Annotated in this window: 28 protein-coding genes and 1 riboswitch; of the genes, 6 read left to right on the forward strand and 22 right to left on the reverse strand. The window is 60.4% G+C overall.

Annotation, left to right across the window (positions count from 1 at the left end; translation table 11 throughout):
• Positions 1-19 precede the first annotated feature (19 nt).
• Positions 20-676 carry a GTP cyclohydrolase I FolE gene (gene folE / locus AACS18_RS03770; RefSeq protein WP_108613739.1) on the reverse strand — a complete coding sequence of 219 codons (657 nt, stop codon included), beginning with the start codon at positions 674-676 and terminating at the stop codon, positions 20-22.
• Between the two features lie 308 nt (positions 677-984).
• Between folE and moeA the strand changes: the two genes are divergently transcribed.
• Complete coding sequence (gene moeA, locus AACS18_RS03775; protein ID WP_108613740.1) at positions 985-2,211, forward strand: molybdopterin molybdotransferase MoeA; 1,227 nt, start codon at positions 985-987, stop codon at positions 2,209-2,211.
• On the forward strand, positions 2,208-2,963 hold the full coding sequence (moeB, locus tag AACS18_RS03780) for a molybdopterin-synthase adenylyltransferase MoeB (protein ID WP_108613741.1): 756 nt from the start codon (positions 2,208-2,210) through the stop codon (positions 2,961-2,963). Before moeA ends, moeB begins: the two co-directional genes overlap by 4 nt.
• Before the next feature lie 96 nt (positions 2,964-3,059).
• On the opposite strand, the gene AACS18_RS03785 is transcribed toward moeB, so the two are convergent.
• The 18 genes from AACS18_RS03785 to moaA all read right to left on the reverse strand — a co-directional run bounded on the left by AACS18_RS03785 (position 3,060) and on the right by moaA (position 18,025).
• On the reverse strand, positions 3,060-3,878 hold the full coding sequence (locus AACS18_RS03785) for a hypothetical protein (RefSeq protein WP_258228844.1): 819 nt from the start codon (positions 3,876-3,878) through the stop codon (positions 3,060-3,062).
• Positions 3,868-4,911 (reverse strand): plasmid segregation protein ParM domain-containing protein, encoded by a 1,044-nt coding sequence (gene parM / locus AACS18_RS03790; protein ID WP_103252105.1) that lies wholly within the window; start codon positions 4,909-4,911, stop codon positions 3,868-3,870. Before parM ends, AACS18_RS03785 begins: the two co-directional genes overlap by 11 nt.
• A gap of 105 nt (positions 4,912-5,016) precedes the next feature.
• Entirely contained in the window at positions 5,017-5,793 is a 777-nt protein-coding gene (locus AACS18_RS03795) for an alpha/beta fold hydrolase (protein ID WP_167567383.1), read from the reverse strand.
• Between the two features lie 91 nt (positions 5,794-5,884).
• Positions 5,885-6,985, reverse strand: coding sequence for a molybdenum ABC transporter ATP-binding protein (modC, locus tag AACS18_RS03800; RefSeq protein ID WP_108613742.1), 1,101 nt, complete (start codon positions 6,983-6,985; stop codon positions 5,885-5,887).
• Entirely contained in the window at positions 6,982-7,662 is a 681-nt protein-coding gene (modB, locus tag AACS18_RS03805) for a molybdate ABC transporter permease subunit (protein ID WP_108613743.1), read from the reverse strand. The genes modC and modB overlap by 4 nt, the downstream gene beginning before the upstream one ends.
• A gap of 111 nt (positions 7,663-7,773) precedes the next feature.
• A complete protein-coding gene (modA, locus tag AACS18_RS03810; RefSeq protein ID WP_108613744.1) occupies positions 7,774-8,502 on the reverse strand; it encodes a molybdate ABC transporter substrate-binding protein in 729 nt (242 codons plus the stop codon).
• Positions 8,503-8,589: 87 nt separating this feature from the next.
• The gene (gene moaE / locus AACS18_RS03815) at positions 8,590-9,063 is read right to left on the reverse strand and encodes a molybdopterin synthase catalytic subunit MoaE (protein WP_108613745.1); all 474 of its coding nucleotides are present in this window, start codon (positions 9,061-9,063) and stop codon (positions 8,590-8,592) included.
• Positions 9,064-9,164: 101 nt separating this feature from the next.
• Positions 9,165-9,410, reverse strand: coding sequence for a molybdopterin synthase sulfur carrier subunit (gene moaD / locus AACS18_RS03820; RefSeq protein WP_059168580.1), 246 nt, complete (start codon positions 9,408-9,410; stop codon positions 9,165-9,167).
• Positions 9,407-9,931 carry a cyclic pyranopterin monophosphate synthase MoaC gene (moaC, locus tag AACS18_RS03825; protein WP_108613746.1) on the reverse strand — a complete coding sequence of 175 codons (525 nt, stop codon included), beginning with the start codon at positions 9,929-9,931 and terminating at the stop codon, positions 9,407-9,409. Before moaC ends, moaD begins: the two co-directional genes overlap by 4 nt.
• 9 nt (positions 9,932-9,940) lie before the next feature.
• Entirely contained in the window at positions 9,941-10,447 is a 507-nt protein-coding gene (gene moaB, locus AACS18_RS03830) for a molybdenum cofactor biosynthesis protein B (RefSeq protein WP_005344126.1), read from the reverse strand.
• Positions 10,448-10,689: 242 nt separating this feature from the next.
• A complete protein-coding gene (locus AACS18_RS03835) occupies positions 10,690-11,280 on the reverse strand; it encodes a cytochrome c3 family protein (protein ID WP_107685087.1) in 591 nt (196 codons plus the stop codon).
• Positions 11,281-11,291: 11 nt separating this feature from the next.
• A complete protein-coding gene (locus AACS18_RS03840) occupies positions 11,292-11,747 on the reverse strand; it encodes a nitrate reductase cytochrome c-type subunit (RefSeq protein ID WP_005334452.1) in 456 nt (151 codons plus the stop codon).
• Positions 11,747-12,622, reverse strand: a complete 876-nt coding sequence (napH, locus tag AACS18_RS03845; protein WP_108613747.1) for a quinol dehydrogenase ferredoxin subunit NapH — start codon at positions 12,620-12,622, stop codon at positions 11,747-11,749. The genes AACS18_RS03840 and napH overlap by 1 nt, the downstream gene beginning before the upstream one ends.
• A complete protein-coding gene (napG, locus tag AACS18_RS03850; protein ID WP_108613748.1) occupies positions 12,619-13,356 on the reverse strand; it encodes a ferredoxin-type protein NapG in 738 nt (245 codons plus the stop codon). Before napG ends, napH begins: the two co-directional genes overlap by 4 nt.
• 16 nt (positions 13,357-13,372) lie before the next feature.
• Positions 13,373-15,862 (reverse strand): nitrate reductase catalytic subunit NapA, encoded by a 2,490-nt coding sequence (gene napA / locus AACS18_RS03855; protein ID WP_108613749.1) that lies wholly within the window; start codon positions 15,860-15,862, stop codon positions 13,373-13,375.
• Positions 15,863-15,963: 101 nt separating this feature from the next.
• Positions 15,964-16,218, reverse strand: coding sequence for a chaperone NapD (locus AACS18_RS03860; protein WP_108613750.1), 255 nt, complete (start codon positions 16,216-16,218; stop codon positions 15,964-15,966).
• 29 nt (positions 16,219-16,247) lie between these two features.
• The gene (gene napF, locus AACS18_RS03865; protein ID WP_106842667.1) at positions 16,248-16,790 is read right to left on the reverse strand and encodes a ferredoxin-type protein NapF; all 543 of its coding nucleotides are present in this window, start codon (positions 16,788-16,790) and stop codon (positions 16,248-16,250) included.
• A 239-nt stretch (positions 16,791-17,029) separates the two neighbouring features.
• Positions 17,030-18,025 carry a GTP 3',8-cyclase MoaA gene (gene moaA, locus AACS18_RS03870; protein WP_108613751.1) on the reverse strand — a complete coding sequence of 332 codons (996 nt, stop codon included), beginning with the start codon at positions 18,023-18,025 and terminating at the stop codon, positions 17,030-17,032.
• Positions 18,013-18,153, reverse strand: a riboswitch (molybdenum cofactor riboswitch). It overlaps the preceding gene by 13 nt.
• 78 nt (positions 18,154-18,231) lie before the next feature.
• Between moaA and narQ the strand changes: the two genes are divergently transcribed.
• The 3 genes from narQ to AACS18_RS03885 all read left to right on the forward strand — a co-directional run bounded on the left by narQ (position 18,232) and on the right by AACS18_RS03885 (position 21,261).
• On the forward strand, positions 18,232-19,944 hold the full coding sequence (narQ, locus tag AACS18_RS03875; RefSeq protein WP_100653336.1) for a nitrate/nitrite two-component system sensor histidine kinase NarQ: 1,713 nt from the start codon (positions 18,232-18,234) through the stop codon (positions 19,942-19,944).
• Complete coding sequence (narL, locus tag AACS18_RS03880) at positions 19,944-20,582, forward strand: two-component system response regulator NarL (protein ID WP_005334471.1); 639 nt, start codon at positions 19,944-19,946, stop codon at positions 20,580-20,582. The genes narQ and narL overlap by 1 nt, the downstream gene beginning before the upstream one ends.
• Positions 20,583-20,685: 103 nt before the next feature.
• Positions 20,686-21,261: an LON peptidase substrate-binding domain-containing protein gene (locus tag AACS18_RS03885; RefSeq protein WP_005334473.1), complete on the forward strand. Its 576-nt coding sequence runs from the start codon at positions 20,686-20,688 to the stop codon at positions 21,259-21,261.
• A gap of 248 nt (positions 21,262-21,509) precedes the next feature.
• Here AACS18_RS03885 and AACS18_RS03890 read toward each other — a convergent pair whose 3' ends face one another.
• Positions 21,510-23,606, reverse strand: a complete 2,097-nt coding sequence (locus AACS18_RS03890; RefSeq protein WP_181363399.1) for a hybrid sensor histidine kinase/response regulator — start codon at positions 23,604-23,606, stop codon at positions 21,510-21,512.
• Between the two features lie 31 nt (positions 23,607-23,637).
• Entirely contained in the window at positions 23,638-24,822 is a 1,185-nt protein-coding gene (locus tag AACS18_RS03895; RefSeq protein ID WP_108613752.1) for an FIST signal transduction protein, read from the reverse strand.
• A gap of 113 nt (positions 24,823-24,935) precedes the next feature.
• Here AACS18_RS03895 and AACS18_RS03900 point away from each other — a divergent pair, with 113 nt between their 5' ends.
• Positions 24,936-25,850, forward strand: a complete 915-nt coding sequence (locus tag AACS18_RS03900) for a gluconeogenesis factor YvcK family protein (protein ID WP_108613753.1) — start codon at positions 24,936-24,938, stop codon at positions 25,848-25,850.
• A gap of 39 nt (positions 25,851-25,889) precedes the next feature.
• On the opposite strand, the gene AACS18_RS03905 is transcribed toward AACS18_RS03900, so the two are convergent.
• The gene (locus AACS18_RS03905) at positions 25,890-26,225 is read right to left on the reverse strand and encodes an Hpt domain-containing protein (protein WP_005353511.1); all 336 of its coding nucleotides are present in this window, start codon (positions 26,223-26,225) and stop codon (positions 25,890-25,892) included.
• Positions 26,226-26,287: the final 62 nt, after the last annotated feature.

Raw genomic sequence — 26,287 nt, forward strand, 5'->3', positions numbered from 1 at the left:
TTACAAAACAACCGCCATTTTATCCGCGCAGACCGCCCAGAAATTCGGCCCGGGTATCGGGCTGGGTCTTGAACACACCGCCGAGGGAGGTGGTGGTGGTATAGGAAGTGGAGTCCATCACTCCGCGCGCCTTGACGCAGTAGTGAGTCGCTTTTATGCTGATGGCCACGTCCTTGGTGCCGAGCAGGGTCTGCAGTGCCAGCAGGATCTGCTGGGTCAGCCGCTCCTGCACCTGGGGACGGCGAGCGAAGAACTGCACGATGCGGTTGATCTTCGACAGGCCAATCACCTTGCCGCGAGGGATATAGGCCACATGGGCCATCCCGTCGATAGTGACGAAGTGGTGTTCGCAGGTGCTGGTGAGGCTGATGTCCCGCACCATGATCATCTCGTCCACCTGCATCTTGTTCTCGATCACCGTCACCTTGGGGAAGGTGGAATAATCGAGGCCGGAGAAGATCTCGTTGACGTACATCTTGGCGATGCGATGCGGTGTCTCGGCCAGACTATCATCGGTCAGATCCAGCCCCAGCGTCTCCATGATGGAGCGCATATGGCCTTCGATCTTCTCCCGCTTCTGCTGGCTGTTCAGCTCGTTGGCGACCAGGGGGGTTTCCAGTCCCTGGGCTTCGAGGGCAGCCCTGACCTGCAAGGCTTCCGGACTTAAGGTTGTCATTATCTTCTCTCCCACGCTCAGGGACTGTGAGGGCAGCTCAAGGAGCAACCCCTTATGTTATGGCGGCGTACAGGGCCGACGGTATCGCTGTAATGGTCGCCACACGGGATGTAACGGCCGTCTGTTATGGCGGCATAGTAAACGGCCATTGCCGCCAAGATTCAAGTCAACTTGTGCGTCACCTCATACTTTATGGCCATCTACCCCCGTTTTAGCGCCGATTACCCCGGGAATCCTTGAGATAACCTGCCCATCCCCGGGGATTTTTGTGATAATCCCGCCTTCAATCATAGAAAGAGGTCATGACGATGGGATTTGATACCAGCGGACTACTCCCCTTAAGCGATGCCCTGCAAGGGATGCTGGAACAACTCGCCTGCTGCTGCGACAGCGAGCAACTGCCCCTGCCAGAGGCCCTTGGCCGGGTTCTTGCCAGCGACATCGCCTCTCCCCTCGCCGTGCCCCCCTTCGACAACTCCGCCATGGACGGTTACGCCGTGCGCCTTTCGGATCTCGCCAGCGGCACCCCGCTCATCATGGCGGGCAAGGCATTTGCCGGTCAGCCCTATCAGGGCGAATGGCCCGCTGGCCACTGCGTGCGGATCATGACCGGCGCCCCGGTACCCGCAGGCACCGATGCGGTGGTGATGCAGGAAGAAACGCAGGCCGACGGCGATCGGATCACTTTTCTGGCACAACCCGAACCGGGCCAGAATATCCGCCGCGCCGGCAGCGATATCGGCAAGGGCGCCTGCGTGCTGCCTGCTGGCACTCGCCTAACCCCGCGCGAAATGCCGCTGCTGGCATCCCTCGGCGTGGCTACCGTCGCGGTGCGCCGACCGCTGAAAGTGGCCATCTTTAGCACTGGCGACGAGCTCAAACCGGTCGGTACCCCGCTTGCTCACGGCGATATCTATGACTCAAACCGCTACGGCGTGCGGGCCATGCTGGCACGTATGGGCTGCGACTGCCTCGACCTTGGCATCATCCCCGACGATCCGGCCCAGCTACGCGCCGCCTTTATCCGCGCCGACGAAGAGGCCGATGTGCTGATCACCACCGGCGGCGTTTCGGTAGGGGAAGCGGACTTCACCAAACAGCTGCTGGACGAACTCGGCGAGATTGGCTTCTGGAAGCTCGCCATCAAGCCGGGCAAGCCGTTTGCTTTTGGCCGTCTGCCCCGCGCCTGGTTCTTCGGCCTGCCGGGCAACCCCGTCTCCGCCATGGTCACCTTCGATCAGCTGGTGCAACCGGCTCTGGCCAAGCTGGCGGGCCAGCAGTTCGAGCGCCCGCTTCAGCTGCAAGCCATTGCGGCCGAACCACTCAAAAAGAGCCCCGGCCGACTCGACTTCCAGCGCGGCATCATGAGCCAAGGGCCAAACGGCCTCGAGGTGCGCAGCACCGGCTCGCAGGACTCCGCCGTGTTCAGCTCCCTGTCGCGAGCCAACTGCTACATCGTTCTTGAACGGGAACGGGGCCGCGTCGCCGCGGGCGAGACAGTGACCGTGGAGCCATTCGGGGGATTGCTGCTGTGAGCGAGATCCTGAGCGACGCCGAACTGCTGCGCTACAACCGCCAGATCATCCTCAAATCCTTCGACTTCGAGGGACAGGAGGCGCTCAAGCAGGCCCGTGTGCTGGTGATCGGCGCTGGTGGCCTTGGCTGCGCCGCCAGCCAGTATCTGGCGGTAGCCGGGGTTGGCCGACTCACCTTGGTCGATTTCGACAAGGTGGAGCTCTCCAATCTGCAGCGTCAGGTGTTGCACAACGATGAGCGCATTGGCCACTACAAAGTAGACTCTGCCGCCCAGTCGCTGCGAGCCCTCAATCCCTGGCTCAACGTCGAGACCCACGCTGCCGTGGCCGATGAGGCGCTGCTCGATACCCTGCTGCCACGGCATCAGCTGGTTCTCGACTGCACCGACAATCTGGCCATTCGCAACCTGCTAAATCAAAAAGCCCGCCAGCACAGGGTGCCGCTGGTCAGTGGCGCCGCCATCCGGCTGGAAGGCCAGCTCTGCAGCTTCACCTGGCGGGAAGATGAGCCCTGCTACGCCTGCCTCAGCGCCCTGTTTGGCGAGCAGGCCCTCACCTGCGTCGAAGCGGGGGTACTCGCCCCCGTGGTGGGTCTGGTGGGCAGCCTGCAAGCACTCGAAGCCATCAAGCTGCTGGCCGGCATGGGTAAGAACTACAGCGGCCGCCTGCTGATGATCGACGGCCTTGGCGGCACCTTCCGCGAGATGAAGCTGCCCAAGCGCCCCGAGTGCCCGGTCTGCGCACATCCGTAAGCACGGCAACTCATGCATAGCGATGTGCTCAGTTGCAGCCAATAGAAAGCCGACCCCATGGGTCGGCTTTTGCATTGCTTTTTACGTCAAGTGCCGTCAGAAAATACCCTTGGCCTTGACTCGTTTGATGTTGGCTACTTGAGCTGACAGATCTTCCACTATGGGCTCAACTTCAGCGCTATCACTCACCTGTCGCACTGGCGCACTGGCCAGCCGCTGGATCAATCTGTGCTGCTCGCGGATCAGACGCGATTGCTCTTCCAGCTGACGGGACAGCAACTGGATGCTGCTCTGCAGCGGCGCCAGATCCTGCTCGCCTGCAGTTGATGGCAACTTGCCCGCAATCGCTTCAGCCAGCTGATCATGATCGAGGGGGGTTGGCAGACCTTGCCTCAGCTCATCCAACAGCTCGGTGGGCTGCTGCTCACCAAGGCGGCTCACTATCTCCTCCACCAACTGGTCAGAAGAGGGTGCTCCTCCCTGCTGGCCAAGACGACTCACGATCTCGTCAGCCAGCGAACCGCTATCTGCCTGCTCCAGCCGCGGAGCCAGTCGCGCCACTATCTCCTCAACCATGGCATCCGTAGCGGGGCGTTCGTTGCCCTCCCCGCCCAGATGGAAGCCACAACTGGCAAAGGCATGACGCAGGGTGGTCATGCTCACCTGCTCCGGCCCCAGCGCATTGGCAATCGCTTTGCAGAGATTGGGTGCCAGCACGTACATGAACATGCCGGAGAGATAGATATCCTTGTGGAAACGGCTCTTGGAGAAGTCAAACTCCTCGGTGCCCTCCTGGATCTTTCGCGCCCGTTGATACCAGTTCTGCAATACCCCGACCGCATAGCGATCAGACTCCAGCGCACCCGGATCCATGTAGATGGAGAAGGTCATGCGCTTGAGTTGACTACTCATCATCAACCTCGGCCATCACAGGCGCTTCGCGATAGACTTCATCCTCTTCCGTGGTGTAGAGGCAGATTTCACGAGCCAGCGCAGACTGAGCATCGTCCAGCAGCTCGACACGGTCACCCAGGGTGGGATAGGCCGCCTTGATCGCGTCATAAATCAGGGATGCGCCACCACCAACCAGATAGACACGGTTCGGGTTCTTGGCGAACTTCTTCGCTTCATGCGCAACCTGAGTGCCCAGCTCGTCGATCTTGTTTTGCATCTTCTCGAGGATCTTGGGGATCTGGCTCTCGTCGTTCACCACATCGCGTACAAAGCTCATGTCGTGGCGACGCTTGATAAACTCGTTGGCCACCAGATAACTGGAATCGCTGTCTGCTGCGGCCAGCGCCTTGCGAGTAGCGTCGGTCACCATGGAGACACCGATCTCGTTGTTACCGTAGACATCGGAGACATCATCAAACTCACCGACGATGATCCCCATATCCAGAGTGGTGCCGCCACAGTCGATCACCAGAGTCTTGGTGAACTCGTTGCAGCCTGAACCAATCAGACGAGAAAGCGCAGCAGGCAGACTCTCCGGCATCACTTCGACACTGACGATATTGAACAGCTCGCCCTTGTTAAGGGTGATCGGACGCATCAGGTTGCGGCGTTTCTTCTCGATCTTCTCTTCGTTACGCTGGCAATCGTCCGGGTTGTAAAACTCGGTGATGGGCAGGGTTACTGTGATGGCGACATCGCACGGCGTCACACCGGTCTGCAACAGGGCATGATGCACGGAGAGCAGGTTGAGATCGTCATACTGGTACTCCACATGAGTGGTGGCCAGAGACTTGTCGGAAGTCGCGTCGTAGGTGTACTTGGTGTTGCCTATCTCGTAGTTGTAGATCTTCTTGTCTTTACGCAATGCGGCGCTCTTCCAGTCCTTGCGAAAGGAGTTGGGAGAGATGATGGTCTTGAGCACCTTGTTCTCAATCCAGCTCACCTTGACGTTGGTCGAGCCATCATCGATGGCCATTTTCATTACTTCAGACATGAGGAAACACCTGTTAATAGCTCAGAAATGAGTCCGATTGCCTTGTCTTATGCCTTTGGCAAGGCGATCGAACCAATAGATACACGGGGTAAAAGGGCGACAAGTTTAATGGGTTTCTAAAATCCGGTGAAGCAAATGATTAAATCCGGAAGGATCTTCCGCGGGCCAGGCGTGGTGGCCGTTGGGGGTGTGGATGGTGGCGTTGGGCAGGGCGGCAAACTGCTCTACCCGTTTGGCCAGCGGCAGGTAGTCGTGACTGGTGGAGATGATGGCCACCGGCTGCCAGATGGAGCCTAGCCGGGCGCGCACCGACCAGCCGGGTAGCGCCTCCAGCAGCGCCTTGTAGGTTTTCTTTTTATTGCGCACGAAACGCAGTCGGAAGGTGTGGCGCACCTGTGCCAGATCCGGGCCCGGGAAGAGCTCGCGTCCCAGCCACCAGGCGAGCGGGCGCATGCCAAACCAGCGCAGCCATTTGAGGCGCTGGGCGTAACGCTCCTGCTCTTTGGGTGTTTCCAGCAGAAACTCGCTAAAACCGTTGACCAGCACCAGCCCCTGCACCTTGTGGGGCAGTTGCAGCGCCAGCTCCAGCGCCACCATGGCCCCCAGCGACAATCCCACGACCCAGGCGGGTTCTGGCTGTGCATCGAGCCAGTTCACCACATCGGCTGCCAGGGTCGCCACATCGAACGGCCCCTCCTGCATGCTCTGGCCGTGGCCGCGCAAGTCCAGCGCCACCACCCGGTAGTGTTCGGAAAACCGTTCGATCTGCGCCTGCCAGTCGAGGCTGGAGGAGCCCAGCCCGTGCAGCAGCAACAGCAAGGGGCCCTCCCCCGCACTGCGCAGGGCAAGACCGTTGAATTTCATCACCTGATTGCGGCGCATCAGTGTATTGCCTCTCGACTCATCACCTGAACCATCTCTTGTTGTTATGTTGCCCGTAGCCATCCTGCCACGTTATCAGCACGGCGCCCAATCAGCCTTCGCTGACCAGACTCACCGCCTTGATATAAGCGTAGATCTGCTGCTCCGGCGCCAGCGCCAGCCGCCTGGCGGAGCGGCTGGTGATCCGGGCCAGCAGTATCTGCTCACCCAGCGCCAACTGCAACAGGGTCTGGCCGGGGCGCACCTCGCGCACCGCCAGCAGACGGGTGACGAGACAGTTGGAGAGACTGGAGTGCTCGATGGGGGCTGTGGCAATCACCACATCCCGCCCCGCCACCTTGATCTGCAAGGGGCCACTCTCGTCCGGCACATGGGTCATGGTAACCCGCAGCCGCTGCTCGCCGAGTTGCAGGGTCGCCATCTGCTCGTCATCATCGTAGTGAGAGAGGGTCGCATCCAGCATCACCCCGGCATCGTCACGGCTGGCGAGCGAGAGATCCGTTCGGGCGAAGATTTCGCTCGGCCGTCCCTGCGCCTCCACCCTGCCACCTTCCAGCAGCACCAGCTGATCGCAGAGCAGGCTCACCTCCTCCATGGCGTGGCTGACGAAGATCATCGGGATGCCGCTCTCCTGCTGCAGGCCCTTGAGCACATGGGCCTGATGGATGCGGCTGCGCCGATCGAGCGCCGAGAAAGGCTCATCGAGCAGTAGCAGGTCGGGTTCGGCCAGCAGCGCCCGCCCCAATGCCACCCGCTGGCGTTGACCGCCAGAAAGCGCATGGGCAGGCTGCCCCAGCAACTCGGCAAAACCGAGCCGCGCCGCCAGCGCCTCGGGCTGCCAGCGCCCTCGACCCTTGCGGGCCGCCAGTTGCAGATTGCCGAGCACCGTCAGATGGGGGAAGAGGCGCGAGTCCTGAAACACCAGTCCGATCCGGCGCGCTTCGGGCAGCAGTTGAGCATACTCCCGATCGCGCCACCGCAAGCGATCCCCGTTTTGGCGATCGAGCCCGGCGATGATGCGCAGCAGTGTGCTCTTGCCGCAGCCCGAGGGGCCGAACAGGCCAAGGATCCCCCCCAGCTCGAGGGTCAGTGCACAATCGAGGCTAAAGGGGCCAAACTCACGCCGAACATGGAGGTTCAGGGCATGGCGGTGCGGCTCGTTCACTGGCGGCATAGTAGCGGGCTGGTTCATCCAAACACTCTCCGCTGTCGGCGCTGCAACACACCATAGACAAGCACCAGCATCACCAGCGAGAAGGCCATCAGGCCGCCCGCCAGATAGTGGGCTTGTCGGTAATCCATCGCCTCCACATGATCAAACAGGGCGATGGAGAGCACCTGGGTTTCACCGGGGATATTGCCGCCAATCATCAGCACCACGCCAAACTCCCCCAGGGTGTGGGCAAAGCCGAGGGCTGCCGCCATTACAAAGCTTGGCAGGGTCATCGGCAAGATGATGTGGAAGAAGCGCTCCAGCGGGCCGAGCCCCAGGGTAGCGGCAGCTTCCAGCTCCTTGTTGCCCATGTTGACGAAGGCGGAGGTGAGCGGCTGCACCACGAACGGCAGCGAATAGAGGATGGAGGCAAACAGCAGGCCGAGAAAGCTGAAGGCGAGCGGGGCGCCAAAGATGTCGCGCCACCAGGCGCCGAAACCATATTCGGGGGAAAAGGCGAGTAGCAGATAAAAACCCAGTACCGTGGGAGGCAGCACCAACGGCAGTGCCACCAAGGCCTCAACCAGCGGCCGCAGCGGGTTCTGACTGCGCGACAGCCACCAGGCCAGCGGCGGTGCCAACAACAGCAAAATCGCGGTGGTGCAGGCCGCAAGCTTCAGGGTGAGCCAGACCGCCAGCAGATCCCCTTCACTCATTGCCGACCTCCCGGTTGATAAATGCCCCCAACGGCATGGTATCCATCCTTATTGCAAAGAGTGGCCGACCCGAAGGCCGACCACTCAGGGTATCGCATCAGGCCCATCCCCTTATTGGGGCAAGGCATAACCCGCTGCCTTGATCTGCGCCTGACCCGGCCCCTTGAGCCAGGTCACCAGTGCCTCGACCGCGGCACCTTTCTTCAATACCAGCCCCTGCTGCTCGATGGGGGGATAGAAGCTCGCAGGCACTGCCCAGGCTTCACCAGTCTTGCCCGCCTCAACCAGATTGGCCCAGGCGACAAAGCCCAGCTCGGCATTGCCGGTGTCGACAAATTGCCAGGTCTGGCCGATGTTGGCGCCGGTCAGCAACCGGTACTGCTTGGGATCGATCTTGAGATGGGTGAGGGTCGCCATGGCGGCAGCACCATAGGGTGCGGTACGGGCATTGGCGATGGCGAGGTTGCCTTTCCAGCTACGCAGGGTCGCCTCGTCAGGGGCCGGCCCCCCCTTCTTCCACAGCCCCAGCTGGCCGATGGCGTAGGTGAAGCGATCGCTCCCCTTGCCCTCTTTTTCCAGCTTCTCGGGAGTTGCCACATCGGCAGAGAGGAAGAGATCGAACGGCGCGCCGTGACTGATCTGGGTGTAGAGCACCCCAGTGGCAGCAGACGAGATGGCCAGGGTATGGCCGGTCTTGGCGGTAAACTCCTTGCCGATACGATCTATGGTGCCCTTGAAATTGGCGGCCACGGCCACCTTCACTTCATCGGCCTGCACGGCACCGGTATGCAAGGTGGCGGCGCAAATGCCGGCGATGACAACAGATAACAGCGGTTTCATTCCCTTTCTCCTGATGGGGCCCGCACATCCGCGCCCCTAAGCGGGGCCGTGGTTCCCGTTGAACCTGCGCCCCTCGTGATGAACAGGTCAGGCTTGCCAGCGGGCGGCGGCGGCGTTGTCGCTCTCCTTGGCCTCGACCCAGCGTTGCACACCCTCGGCGGTCAGCTCTTTTTTCCAGAACGGCGCCCGGGTTTTCAAGAAATCCATGATGAAGTGACAGGCATCAAAAGCGGCGTCACGGTGGGCACTGCTCACCGCCACCAGCACGATCTGATCGCCAAGCCACAGCTCGCCGATGCGATGAATGAGGGTGCACTCCTGCAGCGGCCAGCGGCGACGGGCCTCTTGCACGATATCGGCCAGCGCCTTCTCGGTCATGCCGGGGTAGTGTTCGAGGGCCAGCCCCTTCACCTCCTCCCCCTGATTGAAGTCGCGCACCTTGCCAACGAAGGTGACGATGGCGCCACTGTCTGGGCGGGTGGCGAGGCGGGCATATTCGTCCGCCAGCGAGAAATCCTCCCGCTGCACCAGAATGCGATCGGTAATAGTTGCGTCGTTCATGGCTCAGCCTCCGGTCGTTACTGGAGAGAAAGTGAAGAAGGCCACTTCGTCACCACCGCACAGCTCAGTGGTGCGATCCACGGTCATTATCTCGCTCATCCTTAACCTCCGGTCACCGGCGGGAAGAAGGCCACCTCATCACCATCATTGATGGGGGTATCGAGGGGCACCAGGGTCTGGTTGACCGCCACCAGCAGCTTGCCAGCTTCCAGCGCCAGCGCCCACTTGTCGCCGCGTTCACAGAGCGCCGCGCGCAGCGCTTCGGCGGTGGCATAGTCGCACGGCAGGCTCAGCTCATCGCAGGCCACCAGCTCTCTTACTTGCGCAAAAAACAGTACCTTGATCATGCTTGCTCCCCGCTATTTGACCCCAGCTGAAAATGGCCGGACTTGCCGCCCTTTTTCTCTACCAGCCGCACCTGTTCGATCACCATGTCCTTTTGTACCGCCTTGCACATGTCGTAGATGGTCAGCGCCGCTACCGACGCGGCGGTCAGCGCCTCCATCTCTACCCCGGTCTTGCCCGAGAGCTTGCAGAGGGTGCGGATATGCACCCGATTCTGCTCGGCCAGCGGCACTATCTCCACCTCGACTTTGGTCAAGGCCAGCGGATGGCAGAGTGGGATGAGATCGGCGGTCTTCTTGGCGGCCATGATGCCGGCGATGCGGGCGGTGGCGAACACGTCACCCTTGTGGTGCTGGCCGCTCAGGATCAGCGCCAGCGTCTCGGGGGCCATGGCAACAAACGCCTCAGCGCGGGCTTCGCGCTCGGTCACCAGCTTGTCGGTCACATCCACCATATGGGCTTCGCCGCTCTGGTTCAGATGCGTCAGGTTGGGCTGGGTCTGCTTGGGATCGGTCTGGTTCATCGTTTGCTCTCAGAGGTGGGAGACAAAGTTGCACGGCTTGGTGCGGGCATCGAGCTGATCGCGGATCAGTTGCTCCCAGCCCAGCTGGCAAGCGCCGGTGGAGCCGGGCAGACAGCAGATCAGGGTGCGATTGGCGAGTCCCGCCAGCGCACGGCTCTGCATGGCGGAGCCTTTAATCTCGGCAAAAGAGAGTTGACGGAACATCTCGCCAAAACCCTGTACGGTGCGTTCGAACAGCACACCGACCGCTTCCGGCACCCGGTTCTGTTCATTGAAGCCGGTACCGCCGTTAATCAGTACCACCTGCACCCCCTCATCGGCGATCCACTCGCTCACCCGCGCGCGGATGCGAAACAGGTTGTCCGGGCAGAGTGCCCGATCGGCCAGCTGATGGCCCGCGTCGGTAAGGGCCGAGACCAGATAGTCGCCCGAGCTGTCATCGGCGGCAGTGCGGCTGTCGGAGACCGTCAGCACGGCGATCTTGAGGGGAATAAATGCGTTGTGTTTCTGTCCCATCGGGCAGCTCCTTGTGGCTATGGACCGTCAACGAGGCAGGAAGAGAAGGGGTATGAGAGGCCAGCTGTCAGGGCGCAAAAACGGACGCAGACAGGGGTGACCAACTTGCTCAAGCGTGTGACGGCGGGCTGATTCTATCAAAGGTTTCACGAGATATGGGATTTAAAAGACACACAAATCTGATGCTTGTCCCATATATGAACAAAACGCAGGCCGGGCAAACCCGGCCTGTCGTCGCAGGATCAGAACCCTTTCACCCCGGTCATGTCGGGCAGCTGGTGAGCTATCCCCTTGTGACAGTCGATGCAGGTACTTTCACCACTGGCCAGATTGGTAGAGTGCATCTTGGCGGCACGCTGCCCCTGCAGGGAGAAGTCCATGTACTCGAAGTTGTGGCAGTTGCGGCACTCGCGCGAATCAGTCTCTTTCATCCGCTGCCACTCCCGCTCCGCCATCTCGCGTCGGTGCGACTCGAACTTCTCGCGGGTATCCACCTTGCCGGTGATCATGCCCCACAGCTCCTTGGAAGCCTGCACTTTGCGGATGATCTTGTAGGTCCACTCGTGCGGTACGTGACAATCCGGGCAGCTGGCCCGCACACCGGAGCGGTTGGCGTAGTGGATGGTGTCGCGGTACTCCTCGTACACGTTGTCCTTCATCTCGTGACAGCTGGTGCAGAAGGCCTCGGTGTTGGATGCTTCCATGGCGGTGTTGAAGCCACCCCAGAAAATCACGCCACCGAAGAAGCCCATCAGCAGGATGACCCAGAGAGCCGCCTTCGATGGTGACTTGAAGGTGGTCCACAGACGCTGGATAAAGCCGGGTAATTTCATCTATGGATTCCTCAGTTCAGCGCTTCAACCGGTTTAAAGGTATTTTCCACCAGCGGCTTGGCATCCGCTTGCGGCACATGGCACTGCAGACAGAAGTAGCGACGCGGCGACACTTCACCCAGGGTCAGGCCGTCGCGGGTCTCGAAGTGAGTCGGACTGATCTTGGGAGCCTTCATGGCACTGGCATTCTTGAAGCTGTGGCAAGCCAGGCACTTATTGACCTTGGTATCCACCTCATAGTTGCGAATGTCGTGGGGGATCAGCGGCGGCTGATGCATGTACTGGCGATCGTAGGGCGCGCCATCCTTGCGGAAGTTTTTCAGGGGCGCGGCGGTGGCATCGGTCACCAGATCGGTGGCGCCACGCTCGGACTTGAGGCCACCGGTACTGTTGGTGATCTCGGGGGCCGCTGCCATCAAGGATCCCGCCATCAGGCAGGCCAGCATTGCTCCAATCAGCTTTTTCATTATTTGTTCTCCGACGTTTTTTCTGCCTTGACGGCAAAACCTACAGTGATTTCAAAAACTTGTTCCGCGCAGACATCGATGCAGCGGCCACAGTTGGTACACTCCTGAGCCGCAATCAAGAGCCCGTGACCTCGCTTGGCACCATGAACAGGCCCGCGCAGGATGGGACGCTCCGGGCAGACCGCATAACAATCCATGCAGTTGTTGCACCGCTCGCGCCCCTTGGCAGAAATCTTGATAAATCCGACCCGGTTGACCAGGGCATAGAAGGCCCCCACCGGACAGAGATGACCGCACCAACCCCGCTCAACCACGAAGAGATCGAACAGGAACAGCGCTGCAAGCAGGGCCCAGCCCGCCCCCATGCCAAACAGCAGACCGCGCATGGCGAGCGACACAGGATTGACCAGCTCCCACGCCATCACCCCGACCACCGCTGGCACCACCAGCACCATGGCCAGCAGCCAGTAGCGAGTCGTGCGGCTGAACTGGCCGTTGCCCTTGAGGCCAAGTCGCCCCCTGAGCCAGGCTGCGGCATCCGTGATGAGGTTGACCGGACAGACCCAGGAGCAGAACACCCGCCCCCCGACCAGCCAGTAACCGGCCAGCACAATGGCAGCACCGAGCCAGAGGGTGGTGATGGGCCAGTGGCCCGCCGCCAGCGACTGCAACAGCGTGAGGGGATCGGTCAGCGGCACCGTCTCCAGCAACATCGAGCTGGAGAGGTTGCCCTTGAGGATCCAGATGCCCACCAGCGGCCCCAGCAAAAACAGCCCGAGCACGCTGAACTGACTCAGCCGACGCAGCAGCAGGAAGCGGTGAGCACGCCACCACCCCAGCTTGATACGAGCCTCCTCTCCCGGATAACGACTCATAACCCCTCCGGTTTGCGGGTGGGCAGGGTGAGCCTGTCGCCGATGAGCGACTTGTTCCCCGCCTTGGCCTTCTCTTCCCAGCCGAGCCGGTAGTGATGACCCAGCTCACCTTTGGCGAGCTGGCGAGGCACCACCTTGATGGCAGCTTCCTCCAGCACGCAGGCATGCTCGCACTTGCCACAGCCGGTACAGATATCGCTGTGTACCGTGGGCAGGAACATGGCGTGTTTGCCGGTACGCTGGTTATGCTGCAGCTCAAGAGTGATCGCCTTGTCAATCAGCGGGCAGACCCGATAACAGACATCGCAGCGCAGCCCCAGATAGTTGAGGCAGGTCTCGTGATCGATGAGCACTGCCACCCCCATCCGGGCCTGATCGATGTCGGTCATCTGCTGATCCAGCGCCCCGCTCGGGCAGGCCACCACGCAAGGGATGTCATCACACATCTCGCAGGGCACGACACGCGCCTTGAAATAGGGGGTGCCAGTGGTCACAGGGTCAAACAGCCGTGCGAGTTTGAGGGTGTCGTAGGGGCACGCCTCGACGCAGAGCCCGCAACGCACGCAGGCGCCGAGAAACTTTGCTTCATCGAGGGCGGCAGGCGGACGCAGCGCCTGGGCAGGCACAGCTTGTGCCTGCTGGCGGGCCACGCCACCGAGCCCCACGCCAAGCAGGCCCACACCGCAGGCCCCCTTGGCCATGTCGGCCAGAAACTGGCGACGACTACGACTCATCTCGTACTCCCCCGCCTTAAGCCTTCATCACCTTGACGGCGCACTTCTTGTAATCGGTCTCTTTCGAGAGCGGATCGGTGGCGTCCAGGGTCAGCTTGTTGACCAGCTGGCTCGCATCAAAGAAGGGCATGAAGACCAGTCCTTTCGGCGGACGGTTGCGACCACGGGTCTCGACACGGGTCTTCACCTCGCCACGGCGGGAGGAGACGATCACCTCTTCACCACGACGCACGCCGCGAGCCTTGGCATCGTCCGGGTGCATGAAGAGCACCGCATCCGGGAAGGCGCGATAGAGCTCGGGCACCCGACGGGTCATGGTGCCGGTGTGCCAGTGCTCCAGCACGCGGCCGGTGGAGAGCCACAGATCGTACTCTTTATCCGGCGACTCGGCGGCGGGCTCGAACGGCAGGGCGAAGATGACCGCCTTGCCATCGGGCTTGCCATAAAAACGTACCCCCTCGCCCGCTTTCACATAGGGGTCGAACCCTTCACGGTAGCGCCACAGGGTCTCTTTGCCATCTACCACAGGCCAGCGCAGACCACGGGCTTCGTGGTACTGATCGAACGGCGCCAGATCGTGACCGTGGCCACGACCGAAGGTGGCGTACTCTTCGAACAACCCTTTCTGGACGTAGAACCCGAAGTGCTCGGCCTCGTCGTTCAGCAGACCTTTGCTCTGCTCTTTCGGGAACTGGTTGACCTGACCGTTGGCATAGAGCACGTCGAACAGGGTTTTGCCCTTCACTTCCGGCATCTTGGCAATCAGCTCAGCCGGCCACACTTCCTCAACCTTGAAGCGCTTGGAGAACTCCATCAGCTGCCACAAGTCGGACTTGGCCCCTTCCGGCGCTTTCACCTGCTGGTGCCAGAACTGGGTGCGGCGCTCGGCGTTGCCATAGGCCCCCTCTTTCTCCACCCACATGGCGGTGGGGAGGATGAGATCAGCGGCCTGGGCAGTGACGGTCGGGTACGGGTCGGAGACCACGATGAAGTTGCGCGGATCGCGATAGCCAGGCAGGCGATCGGTATTCATGTTGGGGCCGGCCTGCATGTTGTTGTTACACATCACCCAGTAGGCGTTGAGCTTGCCATCTTTGAGCATGCGATCCTGCAGCACGGCGTGGAAACCCACCTTGTCGGGAATGGTCCCCTCCGGCAGTTTCCAGATCTGCTCGGCAATGGCGCAGTGTTTGGGCTCGGTCACCACCATGTCGGCAGGCAGACGGTGGGCAAAGGTACCCACTTCACGCGCGGTGCCACAGGCAGAGGGCTGACCGGTCAGTGAGAAAGGACCATTACCCGGCTCGGAGATCTTGCCGGTCAGCAGGTGGATGTTGTAGCAGAGGTTGTTGGCCCAGACGCCACGAGTATGCTGGTTGAAACCCATGGTCCAGTAGGAGACCACCTTCTTGCTCGGGTCGGCATAGAGCTTGGCCAGCTTTTCCAGCTTCTCTTTGGAGACGCCGGAGAGCTTGGAGACCGACTCCACATCGTAATCCGCCACGAACTTGGCAAACTCCTCGAAGGTCATAGGAGTGGCATCGCCGCTGTCCGGATTCTTCGCTTTCTGCTGCAGCGGATCGGTCGGGCGTAGGCCGTAACCGATGTCGGTGACCCCCTTCTTGAACACGGTGTGCTTGTTGACGAAGTCCCAGTTCACCTTGTCGTTCTGGATGATGTAGTTGGCGACATAGTTGAGGATCGCCAAGTCGGTCTGCGGAGTGAACACCATGCCGTTGTCCGCCAGCTCGAAGCTGCGGTGCTCGAAGGTCGAGAGCACGTGCACCTGCACATCCGGGTTGGAGAGACGACGATCAGACATCCGCGACCAGAGGATGGGGTGCATCTCGGCCATGTTGGAACCCCACAGCACGAACGCATCGGCCTGCTCGATATCGTCGTAGCAGCCCATCGGCTCGTCCATGCCGAAGGTACGCATGAAGCCGACGACCGCAGAGGCCATGCAGTGACGGGCATTGGGGTCAATGTTGTTGGAGCGGAAACCGGCCTTCATCAGCTTGGCGGCAGCATAGCCTTCCCAGACGGTCCACTGGCCGGAGCCGAACATGCCGACGGCGGTCGGCCCCTTCTCTTTCAGGGTCGCCTTGAACTTCTCGGCCATGATGTCGAACGCCTGATCCCAGCTGATGGGGGCAAAGTCACCATCCTTGTCGAACTGGCCGTTCTTCATCCGCAGCATCGGCTGGGTCAGGCGATCCTGGCCGTACATGATCTTGGAGAGGAAGTAGCCCTTGATGCAGTTGAGGCCACGGTTGACCGGTGCATCGGGGTCGCCCTGAGTCGCCACGACCCGACCATCCTGAGAGCCCACCAGCACGGAGCAGCCGGTACCGCAGAAGCGGCAGGGAGCCTTATCCCAATGGATGGCCGTCTTGTCGGTACTGGTGATGAGATTGGCTGCCAGCGTGGGGGCACTGACACCGGCCACGGCAGCGGCAGCTGCCACCGCGTTGGCCTTCATAAAGTCGCGTCGACTCAGCTTCATGGCATATCCTCACATTGCTTATCGCGTAATAGTTGTCGAATCTGTCGAACGGGAGCCAGCCATCAGCGGCAGAGGGCACGCCCGGCATCCCATCACTCTTTTCAGTGACCGCCCAGTTCATCGAACTGGTGGTAAATCAGGGCGGCAGAGAGCACACCCGGCATCGCCTGTATCGCATCAATGGCCGCCATGATCGGCCGCTGGCTCGAACCTTCCAGGGTCACGACCAGCTTGCCCTCGTCACTGACGGCGTGGATCTCGGCCCCTTCAAGGGCGCCAATCTGCTCGGCGAGCTGATGGCGCAAAGGGGGCTGGGTCAGCACCACCAGACTCGATACATGGAACTCCTGATCCATTGTGGCTTCTGTGTCACACGGCTTCTGACTCATTCTGACTCCTGCTTGAGGGTGGGCTGGCTCGCACCACCGGATGGGGCGGCTCGCCCGTCGACCTTGATGCTGCCAACCGGACAATCCTGCACACAGGCGCCGCAGCCATTACAGCGATCCGGCTCGACCGTTGGGGTAGGCACACGCCCCAGCACCGGAATAAAACGAATGGCATTGGGCTCACAGCTGTCCTGACAGCGCTGGCAGAACACCTGACCATTGGCCAGACAGTTGGCCTCGATATGGGCCTTGTAGTGCCAGGGGGACTCGCTGGTCGGGCGAAACACAGGCGCCTTGCAGACCGTGGCGCACTCGGTGCAGAAGGTGCATTCACCACGCTGGAAATCGACCACCGGAAAACCGCCCTCGCCATTCACCAGGATCTGCTCCGGACAGGCCGCCAGACAGTCCCCGCAGCGGGTGCAGTCGGCGACAAATGTCGACCAATTGACTGACCAGGGCAACTGCACCGGCGGTTCGGCAGTTCTCAGCCGCCCCCGGAACAGGCCGCGGCGGGCAAGATCGATCTCATCCGGCATGTTGACTCCTGTTCTGGTGAAAAAGGGGACAGTGCGAGTCCATGATTGGCATTCTTGATACCAATTATAAGAGTGGGTGTATATTGCGGCCCTGACAAGGTAAGGGATATACCACCAGGGAGATAAACAGGGGGGATTCTTGCGCCAGATCAAAGCCTTGCAGCGCAATAAAAAAGGAGGTATCGGTTAAAATACCTCCATGTGAGGATTGCTATTTAATCGTTGGCGATTTTTTGCGGTTATCCGCCGATCGAGGCGAGATGAGGGGTGATGCCGGCATTGCCCTCATGGAGACGATGGGTGGCACTCTTGCCCGCCAGTGCCGCGCGAATGCGCTGTTGCAGCTCATCGGATTGTGCATCTGCGCCGAGCAGATCCCGCAAGTCGATGCCGTTGTCACCAAACAGGCACAGATGCAGCTTCCCCAGCGAGGAGACCCGCAGCCGGTTGCAACCGGCACAGAAATCCTTGCTGTAGGGCATGATAAGCCCCACCCCACCTTGCGAATCGGGGCGCATAAAGACCTGCGCCGGACCGTCATCCGAGCCCCGCAACTGCTGCACCCAGCCGCTCTCCAGCAAGCGCTGTTTGATCTGCTCGCCGCTGACATGGTGGTCACGAAACAGGGTATCCATCTCGCCGGTCTGCATCAGCTCGATAAAGCGCAGCTCGATAGGCTTGTGCCTGATCCAGCCCAGAAAGGCATCGAGCTGGTAGTCGTTGAGCCCCTTGAGCAGCACCGCATTGATCTTCACCGATTTGAAACCGGCGGCCAGTGCTGCTTCGATCCCCTCCATCACCTCGGCCAGCTTGTTCTCACCGGTGATCTGGTGAAACTGGCGCGGGTCGAGACTGTCGACACTGACATTCAGCGCGTTGAGTCCGGCATCAAACCACTCCTGAGCCCGCTCCTTGAGGCGATAGCCGTTGGTGGTCATGGCGACCTTCTCGATACCCGGGGTGGTGGCAATCACCTTGACGATCTCGGTGAAATCGCGGCGCAGGGAGGGCTCGCCCCCCGTGATGCGCACCTTGCGGGTGCCCATGGCGGCAAAACCGCTGACCACGCGGCGGATCTCGTCAATCGAGAGAAAGGGTTGACGCCCCGCTTTGTGACCTTCTGGGGGTCGATAACCGTCAGGCAGGCAATAGGTGCAACGGAAATTGCACACATCGGTCACCGACAGACGCAAATAGTAAAAACGACGGGAAAAACCATCTTCAAGTGGCAACATAAACACCTTTCCAAATACGGGAGGCCAGGGCATTTCTTTCCTGACCCTTACAGCTCGAACGTCGGCTGACGGCTGGTTTCCCCCTATCGCTAGGACTTAGGCAAAACCGCTCGGAGTTCATCTAGTTTTTCGATGCTAACACAAGTTGGAGTACACTCCCACGCATCTTGCGGGGTCCTTATCACTATTCAGAGGTGCGCATCAGTATGGGAAAACGGTTCAGGGTCCATTCGGTCAGCAGTGCCATTGGCCGCGCCATGGTGTTGATCCTCTTCATGGCCAGCCTGATCGCGCTGGTCGCCATGGTCACCCTCTTCTACTCGGTACCCGATGCCAAGGCGATCAACCTCTCCGGTTCGCTGCGGATGCAGGCCTACCGGATGGCCTACGAAATCGAGCGGGGCGACAGCGTGCTGGGACGCCTCTCCCAGTTTGAAGAGACCCTGCACGCCGAAGAGCTGCAGGAGACCCAGCGCTGGATCACTCCAGCCTCCCTGCGCCGCACCTATGGCGAGGTGCTCGGCCAGTGGCAGGTGATGCGCCAGCACATCGAGGATCGCACTCCCAGACGGTACACCGATAACACCGAGCAGTTTGTGGCGGCCATCGACAATTTCGTCAATCAGATGCAGTACCACGTGGAATTCAAGGTGCGGATGCTGGCACTGGCGGAGGGGCTCGGCCTGCTGGCCATCATCACCATCGCCTGGTTCACGGTGCGCTTCACCCGCCAGCAGGTGGTCGCCCCCCTCAACCAGCTGGTCTACTGCGCCCGCCAGATCCAGCGGCAAGATTTCGATCTTCAGCTGCCCGCACACGGCGAAAACGAGCTGGGGGAGCTGTCGCGCGCCTTCGTCACCATGGCCGACGAGCTGGGTAAGCTCTATCGGGAGCTGGAAAACAAGGTGGAAGAGAAAACCGCCAAGCTGCAGCAGGCCAACGACACCCTCTCGTTTCTCTACTCGACCGCCCAAAAGCTGCACGCCGCCCCGCTCAGCACCCGCACGCTGATCAAGCTGCTGGACAGGGCTGCCGCCCACCAGCATATCGACCATATCCGGCTGACCCGCTTCGAGCACAACGCCATGCCGGTCTACATCTCTGGGCGCACCGGCTGGCCCGGCGATCTCGATGCGGTGGCCAGCTTTTATCTGCAGATGGATGAGCAGGAGTTCGGCCGCCTCGACATCATCAGCCAACACCCCATCGATGAGCGGTTGATTAAAAACTTCACCATGCTGCTGGCTCAGGTGCTGCACAAAGACCAGACCCTGCTGCAACAGCAGCGACTGCTGCTGATGGAGGAGCGGGCGGTGATCGCCCGCGAGCTGCACGACTCGCTGGCGCAGGCCCTCTCCTATCTCAAGATCCAGTCCACCCTGCTCAAGCGCTCTTACGCCAAGGGGCAACATGACAAGGCGCAGGAGGCGATGCAGCAGATCGACGAGGGGCTTAGCAATGCCTATACCCAGTTGCGCGAACTGCTCGGTACCTTCCGTCTCACCATTGGCGATGCCAATCTGGGGGAAGCGATCCGCGTCATGCTTGATCAACTGCAACCTCAGACCCAGGCCGAAATCCGGTTCCATTACGGACTGGCCGACAACGACCTGGAGGCGGGCCAGCATATCCACATTTTGCAGTTGATCCGTGAGGCAGTGCTCAATGCCATCAAACATGCCAACGCGCAAGTGATTGATGTTAGCTGTGAGACCCTCGCCAGTGGTAACATTGAGGTTCAGATTTCAGATGACGGTGTCGGGATCGGACTCGCCAGCTCGGCGATCAACCATTACGGGTTGAGCATCATGAACGAGCGCGCCAGCAAACTGCACGGTCTGCTGACCATCAACGAGCAGCAACCACAAGGCACCTGCGTGCATCTGACCTTTCCCACCAGTCTAGCGAGAGACGCCTGATGGACGAGATGAAATACACAGTTCTGGTCGTAGATGACCATCCCCTCATGCGCAAAGGGATTGTGCAGTTGCTGGCTCTGGAAGAGAACATGGAGGTGACCGGTGAAGCCTCCAACGGCACAGATGCCGTGGCACTGGCCAAAGAGTCCGAGCCGGACCTGATCCTGCTCGACCTCAATATGAAGGGGCTCTCCGGCCTCGATACCCTCAAGGCGCTGCGGGCCGAAGAGATCACCTCCCGGGTGGTGATCCTCACCGTCTCCGATGCCCGTCAGGATGTGGTGGCTTTGCTCAAGGCCGGTGCTGACGGCTACCTGCTCAAGGATACCGAGCCTGATCTGCTGCTGGCCCAGCTGGCCGATGTGATGACCGGCAAGCAGATCCTGAGCGAACCGCTGCGCCCCTATCTCGAAAACATCTACGAGCTGGATCACCTGCAGCAGAAGCTGGAAAGCTTAACGCGTCGCGAAATGCAAATCCTGCGCGAAATTGCAAAAGGCCTCTCCAACAAACAGGTCGCCTCGGTACTCCATATCTCCGAGGGAACGGTCAAGGTTCACGTGAAGAGCCTGCTGAAGAAACTCGAGGCGCAAAGCCGCGTGGAAGCGGCTGTCATGTATCTGGAGCAGCGCAACTAAGCGCCCTCAACCGCCCGAAAAGCCACCCTCCGGTGGCTTTTTTCATTCTCTGGCACAGTCGCTGCATTGTCATATTCAGCAACTACTCAATGGAGGATGGAACATGAAACTACAACCTTTGGCACTGTTCCCCTTGCCTTCCCACATACTGCCGGGCGGCAAGCTTCCTCTGCGTCTGTTCGAGCCACGCCACCTGCAGATGCTCAAGGAGTCATTCATCAACGATCAGGGCTTTGGCATCGTGATGGAAGAGTCGACCACCTCGGGACAATCCGGCCGCATTCTGCCGGTGGGCACCCGGGTCAAGGTGACTGACTTCTACACCCTTAATGATGGCCTGCTGGGGGTGACGGTGCTGGGACTGGAGCGCTTCTGTATCCACGAGATGGAAACAGACGAGATGGGCCTGCGCCGGGCCAAGGTGGAGATGCTGCCCAACTGGCCGAGCACCCACTCAGATTTCAACGACAAGCTCCTGGTCAATCGCCTGCGGGAAGTGTTCGAGCAGTATCCGGAGCTTGATGAGCTCTATCCGGACAAGCGCTTTGAAGATGCCGCCTGGCTCTGCCAACGCTGGCTCGAGATATTGCCGATGCCGATTTATGAAAAGCAGATGCTGATTGCCAAACAAAACAGCGAAGCAGCCCGTAAATTCCTGCATCGCCTGATTTCACAATGACAAAAACAGCGTTGCAAAATGCAAATATTCCAACAATGAAAATGTGAAATTCGCATTTTGCGAGTGAGTAGGAACGCAGAACGCCATAACAAGAGAGAGCCGCTGCGCTAAACGGCCAAAATTGAACACAAAAGAGTCTAAAAAAGTTGGCACAGATTTTTCATATAGATTGATACAACCCGATTTATCCCGTGCTCTCTTCAGTATTTGCTGAAGAACTGGTCAACCCACAAAGTTGACCATTTTTTTTATCCGCGCGTCGGCAACCGCTGACCAAAGTGACGCTGCAAACACTCTCTCAACCGTGACAAGGTGATGGGCTTGGCGAGAAAGTCATCCATCCCCTGCGCGAGACAGCACGCCTTGTCCTCCGCCATCGCATTGGCCGTCAGGGCGACGATAGGCATGGTGCATCCCAACTCCCGCAACCGGCGAGTCGCTTCCAGTCCGTCCATCAGGGGCATCCGCATATCCATCAGGATCAGATCCGGGAGCTGCTCATCCACCTGCGCCAGCGCCTCCAGACCATTGGCTGCCAGCCGTACCTTGCCCACCAGTTTTTGCAGCATCAGCGACACCACCAGCTGATTCACCGGGCTGTCCTCCACCACCAGCACATCCAGTGGCAGCAGTGCCGAAGCCCCCTCCTCCCGCTGCGGCTGGCTATGACAAGGCAGCGCCATGCCAGGCAGCTCGAACCAGAAACAGCTTCCCTTGCCCGGCTCACTCTTCAGGTGGATCTCTCCCCCCATAAGCGTCACCAGACGCTTGCTGATGGCAAGACCCAGGCCGGTACCGGAAAAACGCCGGGTGGCCGAGTTGTCGACCTGGGAGAAGGGTTCAAACAGCAGCGCCTGATCCGCATCAGCGATCCCGATCCCGGTGTCGGAGACCGAGATCAGCAGCTTCTCATCCTGCCAACCCAGGTGCAGTGTCACCTGCCCCTGCTCGGTAAATTTGAGGGCGTTGTCCAGCAGATTGCCCATCACCTGTGACAAACGCATCGGATCCCCCTGCAACTCCCGGGGTACCGACTCATCGACCCGATAAACCAGCGCAATCCCCTTGGCGGCGGCACGGGTTTGCAGCGGTTCGACCAGGGATTGGCAAAGCTGGACGGGCTGCAGGGTCTCGCAGTGAAACACCAGGGTTTGCGACTCGATTTTCGAAAAATCGAGCACGTCGTCGATGATGGTTTGCAGCAATCTGGCCGAGTGGGTGGCATGGCGCAGCAGGCTCTGTTGCTCCGGCGCCAGCTCGGCATGCTGCACCAGATCGAGCATCCCCAACACCGCATTCATGGGCGAGCGGATCTCGTGGGTCATCATGGCGAGAAACTGGGACTTGGCACGGTTGGCCGCTTCAGCCTCATCCCGTGCCCGCGCCAGCTCCTCTTCCCTACGGATCTGGTTGCTGATATCCCGGGCAGTGCCACGATAACCGATAAACTGGCCATCATGGTCAAAACAGGGCTCGGCGCTCACTTCCATCCAGCAGGGGCCGTGTTGCAGCGCAACCTGCATCCGCACCCCTCGCACCGGCTGGCGCAGCTCCAAAAGCTGCAGGTATTTCTGGGCATCGCAGCTCTGCTTGTTGCAGACGTAGTCATAGAGGGTCGGCCGGGTCGCCTGCGGGGTCATCTCATCCAGATAACCCGGCTCTGAGGCATAACTGAGGCGATGCTCGGCATCTGTCTCCCAGAACCAGTCCGAAGCCATGGCGGCGAAGCTGCGAAAACGGCGTTCGCTGGCCTGCAACGCTTCGGTTTTTACCGCAACCTGCTCCTGCAAGCGGGCCCGATAGGTGATGTTGACCAGCGCCTGGGCGATAAGCGGACGGCATCGCTCCATGGCGGCCTTGCTGGTGAGATCGAAGGTGCCCGCCCGAGCGTGGCGGCAGATGAGGGTGGCGGTAAAACCGGGGGCCTGCAGCCCGGTCAGCATCACGCTGGCCCAGCCCGGCTCGCTCGCCAGCGGCGCCAGCTCAGGCAGCTGGGCGGGATCGTAAATCACCAGGGTTTCACCCGAGATGGCGCGGGCAAATGCCGGGGTCATGCGCCAACTGCGGGCTGATAGCATCAGCTCGGTACTGAGGTGGGTACTCCCCAGCTCCCCTTCCCAGGCCACCACATCCGCGTGCTCAAAGCCGATAAAGGGTTTGAGCACCTGGATAAGGCTCTCCAGCACCTGCTCCAGCGTCTTGGCATCGGCGAGGGTGGCAACGCCCCCCAGCAGAGTCTGGGACTCGTGACGATACTTGGCCTCGCGCTCGCGGCAACGCATAAGGTCGACCAGCGTGGTCTGCAATTTGTCGCCGAGGGCTTCCAGTTCACTGTTGCCAATCATCTTGTTGCCTGCTCTGTTATGTTCTGCCGACTCAACGGGTCAGGAAAATCACGCTCGATACCATCAGGTTGCCGTGAGCCAGCTCGCCATTGGGCAGCCGCCCCTGCTCGCCGAAGGTAAAGGGGGTGATAAAGGGGATCTTGCCGAGGCGAGCCTGGCTCTGCTCGACAAATTGGCACAACATATCACCTAGCGCCAAACGGCAACCAGCACAAAAGATGATGAGAGCGCCGATAGGCTGCAATTCCACGTCGACCCCATACCCTGGCTCAACGCGCATGGCATTGAGGCTGCGCTGCAACAACCCTTCCTGACTGCTGTACATCAACAGCAGACGCTCCCCTTGCACCACATCGGTAAAGAGCCGCAGCCCGCCCTGTTCGGTCACTGCTTCGGGGTGGGAGAGTTTGTAGTAAGGAATGCCATCCAGCGCCCCCACCTGACGGGCCAGCGGGGTGAGCGTGGTCTCCCGCAAAATCGCTCCCACCGGCCAGGGCTGCTCGCGCCCGCACCAGCGGGCATAGACCTCGGCGGCAGGCTGGTGATCGATGGTGAGTACCTCCCGCCCGTTGCAGGTGGTGATCTCGCCGCTGAATTCGGCAGGCACATAACCGGAGTGAAACTGAAAAGCGAGCTGGCAATCGGGATAGAGCACCGCCAGACCGATGCCATCCTGAGCCACCGCCTCATCCCAGCAGAGCTGCCAGTCACCGCTGACGCTGCTATCTGCCGCGGACCCACCGACCACCGGCACCGAGGCACCGAGTTCGGCCTCGATACCGGCCAGCAACCCCTCTTCCTTGCCGGGACTGGCATGAAACAGGATCAACTGGGGCAGCTCGCCCGGCCGACCACAGTCGCTCATGGCTCGGCGCAGCAACTGCCGCACATCCACCCCGTCACCGCTGGCACCGGCTACCCCGAAGGCCCCTTTCTCGTCATACAGAGCCGCCACCGCCAGCCCATATCCGTCTCGGGCGTGGTGTCCCATCTCGGTCATGACACCACCGCAAGAGCTGCAACCCAACAGACGGGTCGTCGGGAACTGGCATTTGAGCGCTTCGCGCAGTATCGCCCCGTCATGGGCTTGGGTAAAATAGAGTAACAGCAGGGAGGGGGCCTGATCGGCATGGTGGCGCAGCTGCGCGCAGATATCTTGGGCCGCCAGCGATGAATTCTGGGCGAGGGAGTGAACGGTCAGAAATTTCAACACCATCTCCTTGTTTTATCGAATGGCAGCCTCAAGCAAAAATCATACCTTTATCAAACAATTATCTCGCTTCGCTTGCTAACATAGCGGTCAACTGAGACCAATAACAGGACGCCCATATGTGGCAAAAAAACATCAATGACTTCGATCGGGTCGTTGCCATCGGTGGTGGCCACGGCATGGGACGAGTGCTTTCGTCCCTCTCGTTTCTCGGTCAACGGCTCACCGGCATCGTCACCACCACAGATGATGGTGGCTCGACCGGACGCCTGCGCAAGAGTCAGGAGTGCATCGCCTGGGGCGATCTGCGCAACTGCCTGAACCAGCTGGTGACCGATCCCAGCATCGGCAGCCTGTTGTTCGAGTACCGCTTTGCCGGCAAAGGCGAGCTGGCGGGCCACAACCTTGGCAACCTGATGCTGCTGGCGCTCGATAATCTCTGTGTCCGTCCTCTTGATGCTATCAAGCTGATCAGTGACATGCTCAAAATCGAGTCACAATTGCTACCCATGTCTGAATTTCCCACCGATCTCTGCGCCCATATGGAGTGTGGCACCCAGATCCTGGGAGAGGTATCCATCGATCAACTGGCAACCCCCCCCCTCTCTCTCGGCCTGATGCCGGAGGTGCAAGCGACCCGCGAAGCGGTGCTGGCATTGCAGCAGGCGGACATGATCATTCTTGGGCCGGGCAGTTTTCTCACCTCCATCATGCCGCCACTGCTGCTGGCCGAGCTCGCCCAGGCCATCAACGAGAGCAGCGCCATGCTGGTTTTCATCTGCAATCTGGTGGCGGAAAACGGCCCTGCCAGCCAGCTGGACCTGATGAGTCAGTGTCGCTGGCTGGAGTCCCGAGTCGGTCAGGGTCGGCTGGATGCCATCCTGGCCCCACAAGGCGCGGGTGATGCGGGGGACTGGCAAGGGCGTGTGATCGAAGCCGAGCTGGGCGAGCTTGAGCTGCCCCATCGACACGATCGGTTGAAGCTGAAACTGGCGCTGGACCGAATAATCCAGCAACTGCTCAACCAGCGTTAGGCAACGGTCACGGCGCCCCGGCATCCCTGCATTGCGCCGTTACTGATAATCGGCAAGAAACGCGAGCACCTGAGGCAAGGAGGCCTCCAGCAGTTGCAACTGGCGCTCTGCCTCGGCCACATCCGCCTGCTTGCTGGCCATCTCCAGCGCCATCACCTGCTGATAGCTCGGCATGGCGCCGTAGCTGCCACAGGATGATTTCATGCTGTGCGCCACCCGAGCCAGCGCCTCCCACTCCCCCTGCTCATAGAGGGGTCTGAGCTGACTCAGCTGCTCGCCCACCTCTTCAATAAAGACTGCGATGACCACGGGCAGCATATCCGGACCGATATCCTCTGCCAGCTGCTGCAACACCTTGCGATCCACCCACTCCATGCGAGGCTCCTCCAGAACGGTATTCAAACAGACCATACTATAGATAGTTTTCGATGTCGTGG

Origin of the sequence: Aeromonas sp. HMWF015 (genome assembly GCF_963878965.1) — a bacterium.
Taxonomy (GTDB): domain Bacteria; phylum Pseudomonadota; class Gammaproteobacteria; order Enterobacterales; family Aeromonadaceae; genus Aeromonas; species Aeromonas veronii.